Here is a 17,584-nt window from a genome sequence, read left to right as displayed (position 1 = left end):
CCGTGCCCCCCGGTGTGCGCTGGAAGGCGGGGAAGAGGAGAGAGGAGTGCTCCCATGGCTCAAGCGGCACCCGCGCCGAGCGGCATGCCCCGCCGCGGCGGCGGGCCACAGATCGAGGGCCGGGCTCCCGGGGTGCGCATCCGTCCGCCCGACGTCTTCGGCACGCGCACCCACCGCGCCGCCCACATCGCGGTTCCGGTGGTGCTGGGCCTGATCTACGGCTACTGGGTCGCGGCCGACGCGCGCCAGGGCGGCTCCATCACCGGCGGCAACCTGCTGCTCGGCTGGCTCAGCGCCCTGGTGTTCGCGGTGGTGTCCGTCGCCCTGCTGCGGCTGGCCCCGCGGATGACGCGGGAGCTGCACGCCCTGCTGTGGTCGGCGTTCGTCGGCATCGCGTTCGGCTTCCTGTACATCCAGACGCCGCACTCGGTGTGGCGGTCCGTGCTGATGTCGGCGCTCGTCGCGGGGTGCACCTTCGGCGCGTTCTTCTACCGCTACTACACGCGCGAGGACGCGTTCGGGCGCCGGATCCGCTGAGCGCGGCCGGCGCGGCTTTCGGCGTGGGTCCCGGACGGCCGGGACCCACGCTCCCCCGTGTTCCCCGCTTCCCTCACCCGGCCTCGTACCGGCTCCTCCCCCTCGACACCAGGAAACACCCGTTCGGGTGAACCCTCCACCGGAGATCGGAATCCCCAGTTCCGCCAAGGGAGACGGCGCTTCGCCCGAATGCACGCGCCCCGCTCGCGCCCGCGCGCAGGGGGCCTTTCTCTGGAAGCGTGCCCACACGCCTCAGGAGCGCCCTGTCGGACGTACTCATCGCCCTGTCCTGCCTGCTCGTGCCGTTCGGCGCGCTGGCGGCCTGGGCGGCGTACGGGCTCGCCGACACGGGCCGGTACGTCACCACGATGGCGCCGCTCGCCACCGACCCGGACGTGCGGGAGCTCATCGCGAACACCGTCGGAGACGACATCGTGCGCGCGGTGGACCACCGTCTGGACGTCCGACCGGTAGGCGGCTCCGTCCGTCCGTTCGTACGCGACGTGGTGCGCTCCTTCACCCAGACCAAAGCCTTCCGGCTCGCCTGGGACACCGGCAACCGGATCACCCACGACGCGGTGCTGCGCGCCCTGCGCGACGAGGGGGACGGCGACCCGGCCGGGCACCCGGTCACCGTCGACCTCGCCCCCGTCACCGACCAGGTCAAACGTCAGCTGGCCCGGGACCATGTGCCGCTCGCCGCCCGGATCCCGGTGGAGCACACCGCGGTCGCCGTGCTCCCGGCGGGCGAACTGGTCTCCCTGCGGAAGGGGTTCCACGTGCTCGAAGTCGCCGGTTTCTGGCTGCCGGTGGCAGCCGTCGCCTTCGCCGCCGCCGGCATCGCCCTGGCCGCACACCGCCGCCGCGCCGTCACCGCGATCGCGCTGGGCACGGCCCTGGGCGGCGGACTGCTCGCCCTGGCCCTCGCCATCGGCCGCGAACTCACCCTCGCCGACCTGCCCGCCGACCTGCCCCATCCGGCCGTCGCCGCGGTCTACGACGCCCTCACCGGCACCCTGCGCACGGTGTCCTGGCTGCTGCTCGGCCTGGGCCTCACGGTCGCCCTCACCGCATGGCTGACGCGGCGGCTGCGCCCGGGCCGCCCGGCGCCGCGGCGGCAGGCGGCCGTTGCGCCCGCACCGACGCCGACGGCCCCGCCGGTTTCCACAACCTGTAGATGACGCCCGCGACTTGAACCGGACGCCGAGGGATTCTCCTGGCGGCCGGCGGACGGCCGACCGTAGGCTCGGTGCGTGAACCGACGCCCCGCACGCAGGTTCGGCGCCTGGTGCGCCGGGCTGCTGCTCGCCGGAGTCGGCGTGGTGGTCGGCTGCCGGGCCGCCGGCACCGACGGCATCACCCCCGTGCCCCAGCTGCTCGCCTTCCTGCCCTGGCTGCTCGTGCCGACCGGCTTCGCCCTGCTGTGCTCCCTGCTCGCCCGCTGGTGGCCGGGCCTGGTGTGCGGCGTCGCCGTACTCGGCCTGCTCGCCTGGTACCTGGACCCGTACGGCAGGACCCCCGACCCCGCCGGCCCGCCGCTCGACACCTTCCGCGTCCTCACCTCCAACGTGGAGTTCGGGCGCGGCACGCCCGCCCTCGTCCCGCGGATCCGGGAGCGCCGGCCGGACGTCGTCTTCGTCGAGGAGTGCGAGTACGGCTGCCAGGCCACGCTGGAGGGCGACTTCGCAACCGACTACCCGTACCGGCAGGCGGTCCGCGCGGCCGGCTCGCACGGCTCCATGATCCTCAGCCGATTCCCGCTGCGGCCGACCGCGGGCGTCCGGGGCACGATGGGCATGCCCGGCGCCGTCGCCGACGTGCACGGCCACGCCGTACGCCTCCAACTCGCCCACCCCATGCCCCCGCTCCCCGACCAGGTCGGCCTGTGGCAGCGCGAACTCGGCCGGCTCCGCACCTTCGCCGCCGCCGACCCCCGCGCCCCCACCGTCCTCGCCGGCGACTTCAACGCGACCCAGGACCACACGGCCTTCCGCCGCATCCTCGACACCGGCCAGACCGACGCCGCCCGGCTCGCCGGAGCCGACCGCGCCGCCAGCTGGCCCGCGCGCACCGCCTCCGTCTTCGGCGCCCAGATCGACCACGTCCTGGTCTCCCCGGACTTCACGGCGACCGACGCGCGCTTCCTGCGTGTGGCCGGCACCGATCACCGTGCCCTCGTCGTGGACGTCACCCTCCACCAGCGCCGATGACCCGAGGGAGCCCGGGGACGGCTCCGGGTGGCCCGCGGCGAACCGGCGATAATGGCCGCATGTCGCGAGAGTTCCCCACCGGCCTCACCCCTCCCGACTGGCTGGTCCGGAACCTCCGCCCTCAGCCCGCCCCCGTCCACAAGGCCGCCGTGGCCCGCGCCGCCGTCGCGATGACCCTCCCGCTGGTGATCGGCCTCGCCACCGGCCGCCCGGCGTACGGCGCCCTCGCCTCCATGGGCGCCCTGTCCGGCGTCATCGGCGACACCGCCGACGCCTACCGCATGCGCATCCTCAACATCGCCGTACCGCAGCTGTTCGGCGCGGTCGGCGTGACGCTGGGCACGCTGGTCTACGGCCACGGCTGGTACGCCGTCGCCGCGCTGACCGGGGTCGCGCTGCTCTCCGGCATGATCTCGACGATCGGCGCGGTGGCCTCGGTCTCCGGACTGCTCCTGCTGCTGAACTGCGTGGTGGGCGCGGGCCTCCCGCTCCCGCGCCCCTGGTGGCTGGCCCCGGCCCTGATGACGGGCGGCGGCCTGCTGGTCCTCCTCCTCGCCCTGCTGGCGTGGCCGTTGCGCTCGGGCGTCCCCGAACGCACGGCGGTGGCCGCCACCTACCGCACGGTCGCCGCGCTCCTCACCGTCTCCGGCACGGACCGCACCGAGGAGTACGAGGACGCCCGCCGCACGGTCACCCAGTCCCTCGACCAGTCCTACGACCTGATCCTGGCCCGGCGCGCCCGCCACCACGGCCGGAGCCGGGAACTCACCCGCCTGCTGGCGCAGTTGAACGCCATCACCCCGGTGGTGGAGGCGGCCCCCGCGGCCCACCTGGCGGGCCGCCCGCTGCCGCCCCGGATTCCCGAGGCGGTCCGGCACCTGGCCCAGGCGGTGGAGACCGGCTACACGGGCCCGATAGCGCTGGACCTCCCGGTCCCGACGACGGAGACGGCCCGCGCGGTGGACCACGCCCTGTGCCACACGGCCGAGGTCGTCACGGCCCCCGACGTCGACCCCCGAGGCATCGACGACCGCCTCGGCCGCCCCGCGGCACTGGGCATCCGCACGGCGAGGGCGGCCCGCAACGTCGTGCTGTCGGCCAACTCCTGGCGCTACGGCCTGCGCCTGGCGGTCTGCGTCGGCGTCGCCCAGGCCCTGGTCTCCCTGATCCCGGTCCCGCGCTCCTACTGGGTGGCCCTGACGATCACCTTCGTGCTGAAGCCCGACTTCGGCTCGGTCTTCTCCCGCGCGCTGCTGCGCGCCCTCGGCACGGTGGCCGGCCTGGTGATCGCGGCGGTGGTCCTGGCGGACGTCCCGCTCGGCTGGTGGGACGTCCTCGCGATGCTGGTGCTGGCCCCCCTGATCCCGGCCCTGACCCCCCGGGGCTACGGCTACCAGACGGCGGCCATCACCCCGGTGATCCTCCTGCTCTCCGACATCCTGAACCACCTGGGCACGGCCCTCCTCCTTCCCCGCCTGACGGACTCCCTGCTCGGCTGCGCGATCGCGCTGACCGCCGGCTACCTCCTCTGGCCGGAGAGCTGGCGCACCAGGGTCGGCGACCGCTTGGCGGACGCGGTGGCGGACACGGCGGCGTACCTGGAGGCGGCCTTCGTCACCGAGCCGACCCCGGACCCCGCGGGCCGGGCCCGCATGCGCCGCCGCCTCTACCGCGACCTGTCGGCGATCCGTACGGAGTTCCAGCGAGCCCTGACCGAACCGCCGCCGACCGGCCGGCGCGCGGCCGCCTGGTGGCCGCTGGTCGTCGCCGTGGAGCGCATCGTGGACGCCACGACGGCGGCCCGCGTCCGCGTCCGGCACGGGGCGCCGCCCCCGTCCACGGCCGAGATCACCCAGATCGCCCTGCAGCTCAGGGAGCTGTCGGAGGGCGTCCGCAACGCGGAAACGCTGAGCCCGGTCCGCACCGACCTGACCGGCCCCGCGGGCAGCGTCCTGGAGCCGCTCCGCCAGGAGGTCGCCGCGGCCCGGTCGATCGCTTCCCCTCACTGACCGCTTCGCTAACCTTACGTGTCCGTCCTGGCCAGGGATCAACGGGCATCAACTCACGCGAAGGGTTGCGCACATGGGCATTCTCACTCTCCTGCGGAACGCATTCGGCCGCTCACGCAAGGCACGCGCCGCCGAGGCAGAGGGTGCGAACCGCCTGCCGGCACAGCCGCCCACCTCCACGCCGGCGGACCCGGCGCCCACCGCGGCGGCTCCCGCCCCCGCCGAGCCGACACCCACGGTTCCCGAGCCCCGAACCTCGTCCCCCGACGAACACGAACTGGTCTCGGCGGCCTTCGACAACGTAAAGGTCCCCCACCCGTCGGAAGAACCGAACCCGCCCACCGAGGCAAAGCCCGAGGACACCGCCGATCGGCCGAACGAGGCAAGCGCCGAGCCGGCGGCTGCCGAGACAGCGCCCGAGGAAGGCGCCGAGCCGACGGCTGCCGAGGCAGGGGCCGAGGAGCGCACCGCGGTGACGGCTGCTGAGGCAGTGGCTGAGGAAGGCACCGAGGCGGTGGCTGCTGAGGCAGTGGCTGAGGACAGCGCCGAGCCGGTGACCGAGGCGAGCACCGAGCCGGTGGCTGCTGAGGCAGTGGCTGAGGAAGGCACTGGAGCGGCGGCTGCCGAGGAAAGCGCCGAGCCGGTGACCGGGGCGAGCACCGAGGCGGCCGCTGCCGAGGCGGCAACCGACGAGCACGCCGAGCCGACGGCCGCCGGGACAGCGCCCGAGGAGCGCACCGAGGTGACGGCTGCTGAGGCAGTGGCTGAGGAAGGCACTGGAGCGGCGGCTGCCGAGGAAAGCGCCGAGCCGGTGACCGGGGCGAGCACCGAGGCGGTCGCTGCCGAGGCGGCAACCGACGAGCACGCCGAGCCGACGGCCGCCGAGACAGCGGCCGAGGAAGGCGCCGAGCCGGTGACCGGGGCCGACGAGCACGCCGAGCCGGCGGCTGCTGAGGAGCGCGCCGAGCCGGTGACCGGGGCGAGCACCGAGGCGGTGGCCGGGGAGACGCTCGAGCAGGAGGTGGCTACCGAGCCGGAGGCTGGAGAGACGGTCGAGGCGGTCGCGGAGGAGGCCGAGGCCGAAGAGCTCGCCGAACCGGAGGTCGCCGAGACGGCCGAGGGTAGCGCCGAGAAGCCCGGAGGGACGACGGGCCCGCAGGCCGCCGACGGCGAGGACGCCCCCGAGGGGCCACCCGCAGCCGACGACGAAAGCCGCACGGGTGGTGCGGGTGGGAACACGGACGCCGAAGGCGAAGCCGAGGCGGACACCGCACCCTTCGACACCCCGCACGCCCCCACCGACGAGGACCAGAAGACCCCCGCCACCCCCCTCGCCAAGCTCAAGTCCCGCACCCCCTCCCTCGCCACCGCCTACAAGGCCGCCACAGCCGCCCTCAGGAAGACCGACCTCACCGGCACCCGAGCGAAGCTCTACCTCGTGCTCGACCGCTCCGCGAGCATGCGCCCGTACTACAAGGACGGCTCCGCCCAGGCCCTCGCCGACCAGACCCTCGCCCTCGCCGCCCACCTGGATCCCGAGGCCTCGGTCCACGTCGTCTTCTTCTCCACGGAGGTCGACGGCACCACCGACCTCACCCTCTCCCCGGACCACGAGACGAAGATCGACGACGTCCACGCGGGCCTCGGCCGCATGGGCCGTACCAGCTACCACGCCGCCGTGGAGGCCGTACTCGCCCACTACGAGCAGTACGAGAAGGACGCCACCCCCGCCACCCCGGCCCTCGTCGTCTTCCAGACCGACGGCGCGCCGGACGCGAAGACCCCCGCCACCCAGGCCCTCACCGACGCCGCGAAGGACCACCCGTCCGTCTTCTTCTCCTTCGTCGCCTTCGGAGAGCACGACAACAAGGCCTTCGACTACCTCCGCAAGCTGAAGACCGGCAACACGTCCTTCTTCCACGCGGGCCCCACCCCCCGCGAGCTGACGGACACGGAGCTCTACCAGGGCGTGCTCGCCACCTGGCGCCCGTAAAGAGCAGTCACCCTCGGTAACCCCGGGGCCGCCCCTTCCCCTCCGGTCCCACCCAGCAAAACGGGAAGCGGGCGGCCCACCCCTGTCGGCTACGATTTCAAGGTTCGAAACCGCAGAAAACGCAGCGACCTGGGAGCAGCCACGATGGCTCGACACCTCATCACCAGCGCCCTTCCGTACATCAACGGGATCAAGCACCTGGGCAACATGGTGGGGTCCATGCTCCCGGCGGACGTGTACTCCCGGTACCTCCGCCAGCGCGGCCACGACGTCCTGTACATCTGCGCCACCGACGAGCACGGCACCCCCGCCGAGCTGGCCGCCAAGGAGGAGGGCCTGCCGGTCGACGAGTTCTGCGCCCAGGCGCACGACGCGCAGAAGGCGATCTACGACGGCTTCGCGCTGGCCTTCGACTACTTCGGCCGCAGCTCCAGCCCGCAGAACGTCGACATCACCCAGCACTTCGCCCGTAAGCTGAACGAGAACGGCTTCATCGAAGAGCGCGCCATCCGCCAGGTCTACAGCCCCGCCGACGGCCGCTTCCTGCCGGACCGCTATGTCGAGGGCACCTGCCCGCACTGCGGCTACGACAAGGCCCGCGGCGACCAGTGCGAGAACTGCACCCGCGTCCTGGACCCGACCGACCTGATCAACCCGCGCTCGGCGATCTCCGGCTCCACGGACCTGGAGGTCCGCGAGACCAAGCACCTCTTCCTCCTGCAGTCGAAGCTGGAGAACGAGGTCCGCGAGTGGGTGGCCCGGCACGACAAGGACTGGCCTCAGCTCGCCTCCTCCATCGCCCACAAGTGGCTGACCGAGGGCCTGCACGACCGCGCGATCACCCGGGACCTGGACTGGGGCGTCCCGGTCCCCGCCGACACCTGGCCGGAGCTGGCCGCCGAGGGCAAGGTCTTCTACGTCTGGTTCGACGCCCCGATCGAGTACATCGGCGCGACCAAGGAGTGGGCGGACCAGGACCCGGAGAACCGGGACTGGAAGTCCTGGTGGTACGAGGCCGACGACACCGTCCGCTACACCGAGTTCATGGCGAAGGACAACGTGCCCTTCCACACCGTCATGTTCCCGGCCACCGAGCTGGGCGTGCGCGAGCCGTGGAAGAAGGTCGACTACGTCAAGGCCTTCAACTGGCTGACGTACTACGGCGGCAAGTTCTCCACCTCGCAGAAGCGCGGCGTCTTCACCGACCACGCCCTGGAGATCCTCCCGGCGGACTACTGGCGCTACTTCCTGATCGCGAACGCGCCCGAGTCCGACGACTCCTCCTTCACCTGGGAGCACTTCACCGCCACGGTCAACAAGGACCTCGCCGACACCCTCGGCAACTTCGTCAACCGTGTGCTGTCCTTCTCGAAGAAGCGCTTCGGCGACGAGGTTCCGGCGGGCGGCGAGCCCGGCGAGGCGGAGGTCCGCCTCGGCGAGGAGATCGCCCGTCTGCTCGCCGAGTACGAGCAGCAGATGGAGGCGCTGCAGTTCCGCAAGGCCGCCGCGGCCCTGCGCGCCCTGTGGTCGGCCGGCAACTCCTACCTCGAGGAGAAGGCTCCCTGGCTGCAGATCAAGACCGACAAGGACGCCGCGGCCCTCACCCTGCGTACGGCGATGAACCTGATCCACCTGTACGCGGTGGTCTCCGAGCCGCTGATCCCGGCCACGTCCGCCGCCATGCGACAGGCCTTCGCCCTCCAGGCCGACACGGCCGCCTGGGTCACCTCCGACGAGGCGAAGTCCCTGACCACCGTCCCCGCCGGCACCCCGTTCACGGTCCCGCCGGTCCTGTTCGCCAAGCTCACGGACGAGGACCTGGCGGCGTACAAGGAGCGCTTCGGCGGCGAGTGAGGCCGATCCCGCCGGACCGACCCGCGTAGGGGCGCCGAGCGCGTGCTCGGCGCCCCTACGCATGCCTGCTTCAGGACGCCGGCGCCGGTCGTGGTCGGCGGGTGCGCCGGCGGGTTCTTGGCGGACGACTCCAGGCGCGCACGGAGAAGTCGCCGCCCACCGGAAACGTCCGGTGTCCCCGGTCAGGCGGCGTACCCGAGGACGAGCGCGCCGACGACGGGGGCCGCGTAGACGAGGGGGAACGGGATGTGGGAGTACCAGCGGGCGCGGGCCACGGTGACGGCGGCCCCGAGGAAGTAGAGCACCAACCCGATCCCGGCCAGCACGCCGATCACCGGTACGAACAGCCCGGCCACCAGCCCTACGGCGCCGGCGGCCTTGGCCACGCCGAGCAGGGTCCACCAGCTCCGCGGCACCGAGTAGTCGGTGAGGGCCTTCACGATCCACTGGGCCCGCAGCAGCAGCACGGCACCGGAGAAACCGGCCATCAGCGCGGCGAGCAGGGTGACGACGATCTGAGCGGTACGCATGAGAGGCTCCCATCGAGCATCGAGCGGTCGAAGAACTGCGGACACCTCTCTGAACCCCCGGCCCCCGCCCGTGTGACAGGAACCCGGAAAAATCTTGAACCTCCCCGAACCCCACCACCGGCTCCTCGCCGACGTCGTCACCGCGGGCGGCCCGTACGGGCTGGTGCTCGCCGGTGGATATGCCCTGCAGGCGTACGGCCTGGTGGCGCGTCCGCACGCGAATCTCGACTTCGCCACGGAGAGTTCCGAGGACATGGACCGGATCGCCGGTGCCGTCGGCACGGCCCTCGAGGCGCGCGGCCGGCAGGTGCGCCCCGGGCCCGCCAGTGTGCTCACCGCCCAGCTGACCGTCACCGACCCGCCGACCGGCGAGTCCTGCGCCCTCGCGCTGCACAAGGAAGCCTTGTGGCAGCCGCCGGTGCTCACCGCGTACGGGCCGGCGCTCTCCCTCGAGGACGCCGTCGGTACGAAGATCCGGGCGCTGTACGACCGGGGCGCGGCCGTCGACCTGATCGACGCGCGAGCGGCCGCGTCCCGGTTCTCCCTGCCCGCCCTGGAGGAACTGGGCCGCCGGCACGCCCACGACCCGTTCGACCTGCCCACCCTGCAGTCCCGGCTGACGGGCACGGACTTCTACTCCGACGGGGACTTCATCCGGTACGGCCTGGCCGAGGCGGAGGTGGGCGCCCTGCGCGCCTGGGCCCAGCAGTGGTCCGACGACATCGCGGAGCGGCTGCTGGAGGACGGCGCGTCCCCCGACGGGGACGACGACGAGGACGACGAGAGCGGGGTCTCCGCCGGGGAGGACGGGCAGGGCGGCGACTGAGCCGGATCAGCCGCCGTCGTGCGTCGCGTCCGGCGCCACGCCCAGCGTCAGACCGGCCCGTACGCCGTGCGTGATGTGCTGCCTGTCGGGCGAGCCGGTCGGGGCCGGGCCACCGCCCCCTCCGCCGCTGCCCGAGGCCTCGTATCCGGAGTAGACGCCCACCGCGTTGCAGTGCCAGATGTCGACCGCCGCGTTCTTCAGCGGCCTGCAGGTCTCGGCGTCGATCACCTTGAGCGTCAGCGCGAGGGGGATGCCCGCCTGGTCCTCGGTGACGTTCTGGCGGATCTTGTCGGCGTCGATGTAGTAGGGGCCCTCGACGGCTTCGGAGGTCAGCGCGTAGCAGGCCCCGGTCGCCGTGTCGTCCTCCGCGGAGGCGTCGACGGCCAGGGCGCCGACCAGGCCCACGGCCACGGCGGTGGCACCGCCCGCCACGAGCACCGTACGGCGGTTCAGGTCACGGGGTCTGCGGTTGTCTTCCGGGGTATCGGTCACGGGCCGGGACCGTAGGGACGGAAACTGTCACCGGGCTCAGAGACGGCTGTGCGCGCCGATCGTCAAGACGGAGGCAGGACAGATCGGCGCGCACGGCGGGGCCTGTTACTTCGGCTGCGGCTTCCTGATGTCCAGGTGCAGCTCGCGCAGGCGGGCCTCCTCCAGCTCGGTCGGGGCGCCCATCATCAGGTCCTGGGCGTTGCCGTTGAGCGGGAAGGCGATCGTCTCGCGGATGTTGGGCTCGTCCGCGAGGAGCATGACGATGCGGTCCACACCGGGGGCGATGCCGCCGTGCGGCGGAGCGCCGAAGCGGAAGGCGCGGAGCATGCCGGCGAACTTCTCCTCGACGGTCTCATGGTCGTAGCCCGCGATCTCGAAGGCCTTGAGCATGATGTCCGGCTCGTGGTTCCGGATCGCGCCGGAGGACAGCTCGACGCCGTTGCAGACGATGTCGTACTGCCAGCCCAGGATGTCCAGCGGGTCCTGGGTCTGAAGGGCCTCCAGGCCGCCCTGCGGCATGGAGAAGGGGTTGTGCGAGAAGTCGATCGCGCCGGTCTCCTCGTCCTTCTCGTACATCGGGAAGTCGACGATCCAGCAGAACCGGAAGACGTTCTCCTCGAAGTGGCCGGCACGCTTGGCAGCCTCGACGCGGACCGCGCCCATGATCTTGGAGACCTCGTCGAACTCGCCCGCGCCGAAGAAGACCGCGTGACCGGGGGCCAGGGAGAGCCGCTTGGTCAGCTCGGCGACGTTCTCCTCGGTGAGGAACTTCGCGATCGGACCGGACAGCGCGCCGTCCTCGCCGACGCGGACCCAGGCAAGGCCCTTCGCGCCGAGGGAGACGGCGAAGTCGCCGAGCTGGTCGAAGAACTTGCGGGGCTGCGCCGAGACGTCCGGCACCGGCAGCGCACGCACGTGCTTGCCGGCGAACGCCTTGAACTCCGAGCCCTCGAAGACATCGGTGATGTCCACCAGTTCCAGCTTGGCGCGCAGGTCCGGCTTGTCGGAGCCGTACTTCAGCATCGCCTCGCGGAACGGGATGCGCGGGAACGGCGAGGTGACGTGGCGGCCGTTGCCGAACTCCTCGAACAGCTCGGTCATCAGCTGCTCGATCGGCTGGAAGACGTCCTCCTGCTCGACGAAGCTCATCTCGACGTCGAGCTGGTAGAACTCGCCCGGCGAGCGGTCCGCACGGGCGTCCTCGTCGCGGAAGCAGGGCGCGATCTGGAAGTAGCGGTCGAAGCCGGAGATCATCAGCAGCTGCTTGAACTGCTGCGGGGCCTGCGGCAGGGCGTAGAACTTGCCCGGGTTCAGGCGGGAGGGGACCACGAAGTCACGGGCGCCCTCGGGGGAGGTCGCCGACAGGATCGGGGTCGCCATCTCGTTGAAGCCCAGCGCCGTCATCTTGTGGCGGATGGCCGAGATGACCGCCGTACGCAGCATGATGTTGCGGTGCATGCGCTCGCGGCGCAGGTCCAGGAAGCGGTACTCCAGGCGCCGCTCCTCGTTGACGCCGTCCTCGGCGTTGATGGTGAAGGGCAGCGGGGCGGCGGCGCCCAGCAGCTCGACCTCGGCGACCTCGACCTCGACCTCACCGGTGGGCAGGTCGGGGTTCACGTTCTCGGTTCCACGTGAAACAACGCGGCCGTCGACGCGGACCGTGGACTCCTTGGAGATCTTGTCCAGGGCCTCGTACGCGGGCGTGCCGGGGCGGGCGACCAGCTGCGTGATGCCGTAGTGATCACGCAGATCGATGAAGAGGATGCCGCCCAGGTCGCGCCGATTGTGCAGCCAGCCACTCAGCCGGACGTCGGTGCCGACGTCAGAGGCGCGGAGCTGGCCGCAGGTGTGGGACCTGTACCGATGCATCGTCGTTCATCGTCCTTCGTGTGTGTGGTCTGCGGGGGTGCTCTCCCCGGCGAGAACGGGCACGGGGCCCGGACCCATCAAGGGTACCGGGCACGCCAAGATCGGCTCCCCACCATTACCGGGGCCGACCCGGCTACGGCCCCGGATCTTCGTCGATACCTCCAACAGTGACCCCGGTTCCATCAGATCTACTTACAGTGGCACCTTTCAAACACATCTCCATAAAGTAGGGCAATGCGCACACGCGAGCCCCTCCCGCCCGTCGGGGACGTCCTCGCCGCCCTCGCGACCGGGCTGTGGCACTGGGACACGGCCGCCGGACTGGTCACCGTGGACGCGGAGGCGGCGAGACTGCTCGGGCTGCCCGCCGAGGCGACCACCCTCACCGAGGTCCAGACCCGGGCCCGGCTGCACCCGGAGGACTGGAACGAGATCACCGGCGTGGTCCCGCTGGCCGTCGACGAGGGCACGCTCGCCGAGGTGCGCATCCGGATCATGGACGAGCAGGGGAACGTCCTGCGGGTCGTCCGCAGCCGGTCCAAGCCGTCCTTCGACCCCGAGCGGCGGGCGTACGAGCTGATCGGCACCCTCCAGGAGGTCACCGAGCCGATCCCGGGCACACGGGCCGCCCGCAGCGCGGTCACCGGCGACTGGCGGCGCTCGCGGGAGGCGTTCCTGCTGGACGCGGGTCGGGCGCTGGCGGAGGCGCGGTCCACGGCGGAAGTCCTGCGGGTGGCCGGCGGCCTGTCGATGCCGGGGTTCTCCCCGGACGGACTCGTGGTGTTCGGGGTGCAGGGCGACCGGCTGACGATCATCGGCCAGCACGGGCACCAGCCCAGCGACATGGGCCCCTTCTCGCACATGCCGCTCTCCACCTCCTATCCGGCGGCCGAGGTCGTCCGCACCGGCCGCGCGGTCTATCTGTCCTCCCCCGAGGACTACAAGACCCGCTATCCGGTGACCTGGCCGCTCGCCCGGCGCTTCGGCCGCCGCTCGTGGGCCTTCCTGCCGCTGACGGTGGCCGGACGCACCATGGGCGCCTGGTTGGCGGCCTTCGCCTATCCGGTGGCGTTCACTCCCGACGAGCGCGCCGTCCTGACGACGGTGGCCCGGATGCTCGCCCAGGCGCTGTCCCGGGCGGAGGTCGCCGAGTCGGAGCGGGAGCTGACGGAGGGCCTGCAGCGCTCCATGCTGCCCTCGCTCGGCCCGGAGATCCCCGGGATGCGGGTGGCCGCCCGGTACATCCCGACCGGCGGCGGACTCCAGGTCGGCGGCGACTGGTACGACTTGATCCCGCTGCCCTCCGGCCGCATCGCCCTGGCCATGGGGGACGTCCAGGGGCATGACGTACGGGCCGCCGGACTCATGGGCCAGCTGCGCATCGCCCTGCGCGCCTACGCCGCCGAGGGCCACCGCCCGGACGCCGTGCTCTCCCGCGTCTCCCGGTTCCTGCACGGCATCACCCACGACGACGGCATGACCGACCTCCGCTTCGCGACCTGCGTGTACGTGGAGGCCGACCCGGCGACCGGGATGCTGGAGATCGCCCGTGCCGGGCACCCGCACCCGGCGATCCGAATGGCCGACGGCACGGTGATGATGCGGCCGACGGCGGGCGGGCTGCCATTGGGCGTGGATCCGGACGCGGACTATCCGACGACCCGGTTCACTCTGGAACCCGGCGAGACGCTGATGCTGTGCACCGACGGTCTGATCGAGACCGGCGGCCACGACCTGGAGAGCGGCTGGCACCGGCTGCGCGCGATCCTGGAGGCCACCCCGGGGGACGACGGCGTCGATCTGGAGTCGCTGGCGGACGCGCTGGTGCAGGCCGTGCACGGGCCCTCCTCGCACCACACCACCGGCCCCCTGGCCGACCGGCGCGAGGACGACATCGCTCTGCTGCTGCTGTCGCGGCCCCTGGAGGGCGCGGCACAGCCCACGGTCCGGCGCACGCTGCTGTCGGTGGCGCAGGACGAGCCGGACCGGATCGCCGAGGCCCGCGGCCACCTGCGCGACCTGCTGCACGACTGGGCCTCCTGCGAGCAGGTCGACTCGGCGGTGCTGCTGGTGTCCGAGATGGTCACCAACGTCCTCGTCCACACCGACGCCGACGCGCTGCTGTTGGCCGAGGTGACCGGCGGAACGCGGGGACGGCGGCTGCGGGTGGACGTCACCGACGCGGGCGACGACCTGCCGCACAAGCGGCGGCCCGGCGAGCTGGCCTCCTCCGGGCGCGGCCTGATGCTGATCGAACTGCTCGCGGACGCCTGGGGGGTGCAACCGCGGGGCGAGGGCAAGAGCATCTGGTTCGAGCTCTACGAGTCGGGGGCGGCGTCGGCCGAGGGCTCGGAGGACGAGGTGCCGGAGCCGGATGCGTCGGAGGAGGGCGGGCCTGACGACGACATGTCGGAGGGCGCCGCGTAACGCGTCCGCAGTTCCTGTAGGACGCCGAAGGCGGCCGCGGTCAGCGGGACCGCGAGCAGCATGCCGAGGATCCCCGCGACGGACGCCCCGGCGGTGATCGCGAGCATCACCGCGGCCGGGTGCATCTGCACGGTACGGCTCTGGATGACCGGCTGGAGCACATGCCCCTCCAGCACCTGCACGGCGAGCACGACCCCGACCGCCCACAGCGCGATGACGAAGCCGCGGTCGGCGAGCGCGACCAGGATGGCCACCGCGCCGGAGATGAAGGCGCCGAGATAGGGGATGTAGGCGCCGACGAACACGAGCGCGCCGAGACCGATCGCGCCGGGCACCCGGAGGATCAGCAGGCCCGCGGTGATGCACACGGCGTCGATGAGCGCGATGACCGTCGTCCCGCGCATGAACCCCTCCACCGCCTCGAAGGCACGCCGGGCGATGGCCTCCAGTGTGTCGGCGGAGCCGCCGGGCGCGAGGGACCGCAGGGTCTCCATGGCCCGGTGCGAGTCGCGCAGGAAGAAGAAGACGAGCAGCAGGGCGAGCACGGCCATCGCGATGCTCTCGCCGACGACGCTGACTCCGCTGATGACGTTGGAGGCGGCCGTGCCCCCGAACCTGCTCAGCAGCTGCCGCGAGTTGGCGGCGAGGTCCTCGAGGCCGGTGCCGGCGGCCCCGAAGTGCGCCGAGACGCTCTTGGCGGCGTTCCGCAGCGAGGCGACGATCTGGTCGCCGGTGTCGATGAGCGCGGCGACGACGACATAGACGGCGCCGCCGACGACGGCCACGACGGCGACACAGGTGAGCCCGGCGGCGATCGACGCCTGCACCCCGGTTCGCACGAGCCTGCGGTACAGCGGCCCGAGCAGCGCGGTGCCGAGCAGCGCGAGCAGCACCGGGGTGACGGCCGTACGGAACGCCCCGCACAGCCGCACCCCGACCCATCCCACCCCGGCGACAAGCAGCAGCACGGCGCACCAGGCGGCGAGCCGTCGGACCGGGTCGGGCAGCAGCTGCACGCGTCCAGCGGATCACGGGCGCCGGCGGGTGTCCTGCCGCGCGGGGCCGGGTGGGTGAGCTGTGCCGCGCCGGTGGGCCGGGAGGCTCGTATCCTCGCCCCATGCGCATCGGAGAGCTGGCGGGGCGTACGGGAGTCCCGGTCGCGACGATCAAGTACTACGCGCGGGAGGGCCTGCTGCCGCCCGGTGAGCGCATCAGCCCCAACCAGGTCCGCTACGACGACCGACACGTCCACAGGCTGAAGCTGATCCGGGCGATGCTCGAGATCGGCGCGATGTCCGTGACCACGGTCGGACAGGTACTCGCCCGGATAGACGCGCCGGACCGGTCCGTCCACGGGCTGCTCGGCGCCACGCGGACCGCCGTCAGCCGGACCGCCGCGGAACGGGACACCCCGCAGGACCGCGAACGGGCCGAGGCGGAGGCGGCCGAGCTGGTGCGCCGGCACGGCTGGAGGGCCGGGCCGGAGAACCCCGGCTGGGCGGCGCTGGTCCAGCTGATCGTGACGTACCGGGACCTGGACCGGGAGGACCTGCTGGCGCTGCTCGAGGAGTACGCCTCGGCGGCCGGCCGGCTCGCCGGCGCCGAACTGGCCGCGGTGGCCCGGGTGCCGACCGTGGACGGCAAGATCGAGGCCGCGGTGCTGGGCACGGTGCTGGGCGATGCCGCGATGGCCGCCCTGCGCCGCATCGCCCGGGAGGACGCCGCCACCACAATGCCGACGCCGTCGGCCTAGCCGGCCCAGCAGCGCCCCGCCGTTGCCGGTGCCGTCAGCCCTGCGGACCCTCGGCGCTCATCCCGTGCACCGCGGGAACCGTCCCCAGCCGGCCCTTCTGGAAGTCCTCGAAGGCCTGCATCAGCTCTTCCTTGGTGTTCATGACGAACGGGCCGTAGTGGGCCATGGGCTCACGGATGGGCTGTCCGCCGAGGAGGACGACCTCGAGGTCCGGCGTGTGGGAGTCCTGCTTCTCGTCCGCGCGGACGGTCAGCGAGGAGCCGGCGCCGAACACGGCGGTCTGGCCGAGGCGGATCGGCCGGCGGTCCGTGCCGACGCTGCCGCGGCCGGCGAGGACGTAGGCCAGGCCGTTGAAGTCCTCCCGCCAGGGCAGGGTGACCTCGGCGCCCGGGGCGAGGGTCGCGTGGATCATCGTGATCGGGGTGTGGGTGATGCCGGGGCCCTTGTGGCCGTCGAGTTCGCCCGCGATGACCCGCAGCAGCGCACCGCCGTCCGCAGTCGTCAGCAGCTGGACGTTGCCACCGCGGATGTCCTGGTAGCGCGGGGCCATCATCTTGTCCTTGGCCGGGAGGTTCACCCACAGCTGCAGGCCGTGGAAGACGCCGCCGGACACGACGAGGGACTCCGGCGGGGCCTCGATGTGCAGCAGGCCGGAGCCCGCGGTCATCCACTGGGTGTCGCCGTTGGTGATGGTGCCGCCACCGCCCTGCGAGTCCTGGTGGTCGAAGATGCCGTCGATGATGTAGGTGACGGTTTCGAAGCCGCGGTGCGGGTGCCAGGGGGTGCCCTTGGGCTCGCCCGGCGCGTACTCCACCTCGCCCATCTGATCCATCATGATGAACGGGTCGAGATGGCGGTAGTTGATCCCCGCGAACGCCCGGCGCACCGGGAAACCCTCACCCTCGAAACCGCTCGGGGCGGTCGTGACGGCCAGCACGGGACGTGCCACGGCGTCGGCGGGAGCGGTCACACGGGGCAGCGTCAACGGGTTCTCGACGGTCACTGCAGGCATGGTCGGTACCTCCTTGTGGACCCAGTTTAGTTGAGCATTGAACTTTCTGCCACCCCCAACAGAGCGGGCCCG

General features: G+C 72.4%; 13 protein-coding genes and 1 pseudogene. 9 read left to right on the top strand and 5 right to left on the bottom strand.

What is annotated here, in order from left to right; all coding sequences use genetic code 11:
- Window positions 1–54: 54 nt before the first annotated feature.
- The 6 genes from AB0L59_RS13665 to metG all read left to right on the top strand — a co-directional run bounded on the left by AB0L59_RS13665 (window position 55) and on the right by metG (window position 8,603).
- Window positions 55–537 carry a hypothetical protein gene (locus AB0L59_RS13665; RefSeq protein WP_365582450.1) on the top strand — a complete coding sequence of 161 codons (483 nt, stop codon included), beginning with the start codon at window positions 55–57 and terminating at the stop codon, window positions 535–537.
- A gap of 239 nt (window positions 538–776) precedes the next feature.
- Window positions 777–1,718, top strand: a complete 942-nt coding sequence (locus AB0L59_RS13660) for a hypothetical protein (protein WP_365582448.1) — start codon at window positions 777–779, stop codon at window positions 1,716–1,718.
- 72 nt (window positions 1,719–1,790) lie between these two features.
- A complete protein-coding gene (locus AB0L59_RS13655) occupies window positions 1,791–2,747 on the top strand; it encodes an endonuclease/exonuclease/phosphatase family protein (RefSeq protein ID WP_365582446.1) in 957 nt (318 codons plus the stop codon).
- Between the two features lie 59 nt (window positions 2,748–2,806).
- The gene (locus AB0L59_RS13650; RefSeq protein ID WP_365582444.1) at window positions 2,807–4,756 is read left to right on the top strand and encodes an FUSC family protein; all 1,950 of its coding nucleotides are present in this window, start codon (window positions 2,807–2,809) and stop codon (window positions 4,754–4,756) included.
- 73 nt (window positions 4,757–4,829) lie between these two features.
- Window positions 4,830–6,749 (top strand): VWA domain-containing protein, encoded by a 1,920-nt coding sequence (locus AB0L59_RS13645; protein ID WP_365582443.1) that lies wholly within the window; start codon window positions 4,830–4,832, stop codon window positions 6,747–6,749.
- 144 nt (window positions 6,750–6,893) lie between these two features.
- A complete protein-coding gene (gene metG / locus AB0L59_RS13640; RefSeq protein WP_365582441.1) occupies window positions 6,894–8,603 on the top strand; it encodes a methionine--tRNA ligase in 1,710 nt (569 codons plus the stop codon).
- A 182-nt stretch (window positions 8,604–8,785) separates the two neighbouring features.
- On the opposite strand, the gene AB0L59_RS13635 is transcribed toward metG, so the two are convergent.
- Window positions 8,786–9,133, bottom strand: a complete 348-nt coding sequence (locus AB0L59_RS13635; RefSeq protein WP_365582440.1) for a DoxX family protein — start codon at window positions 9,131–9,133, stop codon at window positions 8,786–8,788.
- 94 nt (window positions 9,134–9,227) lie between these two features.
- Here AB0L59_RS13635 and AB0L59_RS13630 point away from each other — a divergent pair, with 94 nt between their 5' ends.
- On the top strand, window positions 9,228–9,959 hold the full coding sequence (locus AB0L59_RS13630; protein ID WP_365582438.1) for a nucleotidyl transferase AbiEii/AbiGii toxin family protein: 732 nt from the start codon (window positions 9,228–9,230) through the stop codon (window positions 9,957–9,959).
- 87 nt (window positions 9,960–10,046) lie between these two features.
- On the opposite strand, the pseudogene AB0L59_RS13625 reads toward AB0L59_RS13630, so the two are convergent.
- Both AB0L59_RS13625 and aspS read right to left on the bottom strand, forming a co-directional pair.
- Window positions 10,047–10,412, bottom strand: a pseudogene (locus AB0L59_RS13625) (dioxygenase); the annotation flags it as partial.
- A 144-nt stretch (window positions 10,413–10,556) separates the two neighbouring features.
- A complete protein-coding gene (gene aspS / locus AB0L59_RS13620) occupies window positions 10,557–12,320 on the bottom strand; it encodes an aspartate--tRNA ligase (protein ID WP_365582437.1) in 1,764 nt (587 codons plus the stop codon).
- 234 nt (window positions 12,321–12,554) lie between these two features.
- Between aspS and AB0L59_RS13615 the strand changes: the two genes are divergently transcribed.
- Window positions 12,555–14,747 carry a SpoIIE family protein phosphatase gene (locus AB0L59_RS13615; protein WP_365582435.1) on the top strand — a complete coding sequence of 731 codons (2,193 nt, stop codon included), beginning with the start codon at window positions 12,555–12,557 and terminating at the stop codon, window positions 14,745–14,747.
- Here the strand turns inward: AB0L59_RS13615 and AB0L59_RS13610 are convergent.
- Window positions 14,639–15,763: an AI-2E family transporter gene (locus tag AB0L59_RS13610; protein ID WP_365582434.1), complete on the bottom strand. Its 1,125-nt coding sequence runs from the start codon at window positions 15,761–15,763 to the stop codon at window positions 14,639–14,641. The genes AB0L59_RS13615 and AB0L59_RS13610 overlap by 109 nt on opposite strands.
- Before the next feature lie 101 nt (window positions 15,764–15,864).
- Between AB0L59_RS13610 and AB0L59_RS13605 the strand changes: the two genes are divergently transcribed.
- The gene (locus AB0L59_RS13605; protein WP_365582432.1) at window positions 15,865–16,500 is read left to right on the top strand and encodes a MerR family transcriptional regulator; all 636 of its coding nucleotides are present in this window, start codon (window positions 15,865–15,867) and stop codon (window positions 16,498–16,500) included.
- Window positions 16,501–16,534: 34 nt separating this feature from the next.
- On the opposite strand, the gene AB0L59_RS13600 is transcribed toward AB0L59_RS13605, so the two are convergent.
- Window positions 16,535–17,512: a pirin family protein gene (locus AB0L59_RS13600; protein WP_365582430.1), complete on the bottom strand. Its 978-nt coding sequence runs from the start codon at window positions 17,510–17,512 to the stop codon at window positions 16,535–16,537.
- Window positions 17,513–17,584: the final 72 nt, after the last annotated feature.

Origin of the sequence: Streptomyces sp. NPDC052109 (assembly GCF_040680195.1) — a bacterium.
Classification (GTDB): domain Bacteria; phylum Actinomycetota; class Actinomycetes; order Streptomycetales; family Streptomycetaceae; genus Streptomyces.
This window is presented reverse-complemented; position numbering and strand designations above follow the sequence as displayed.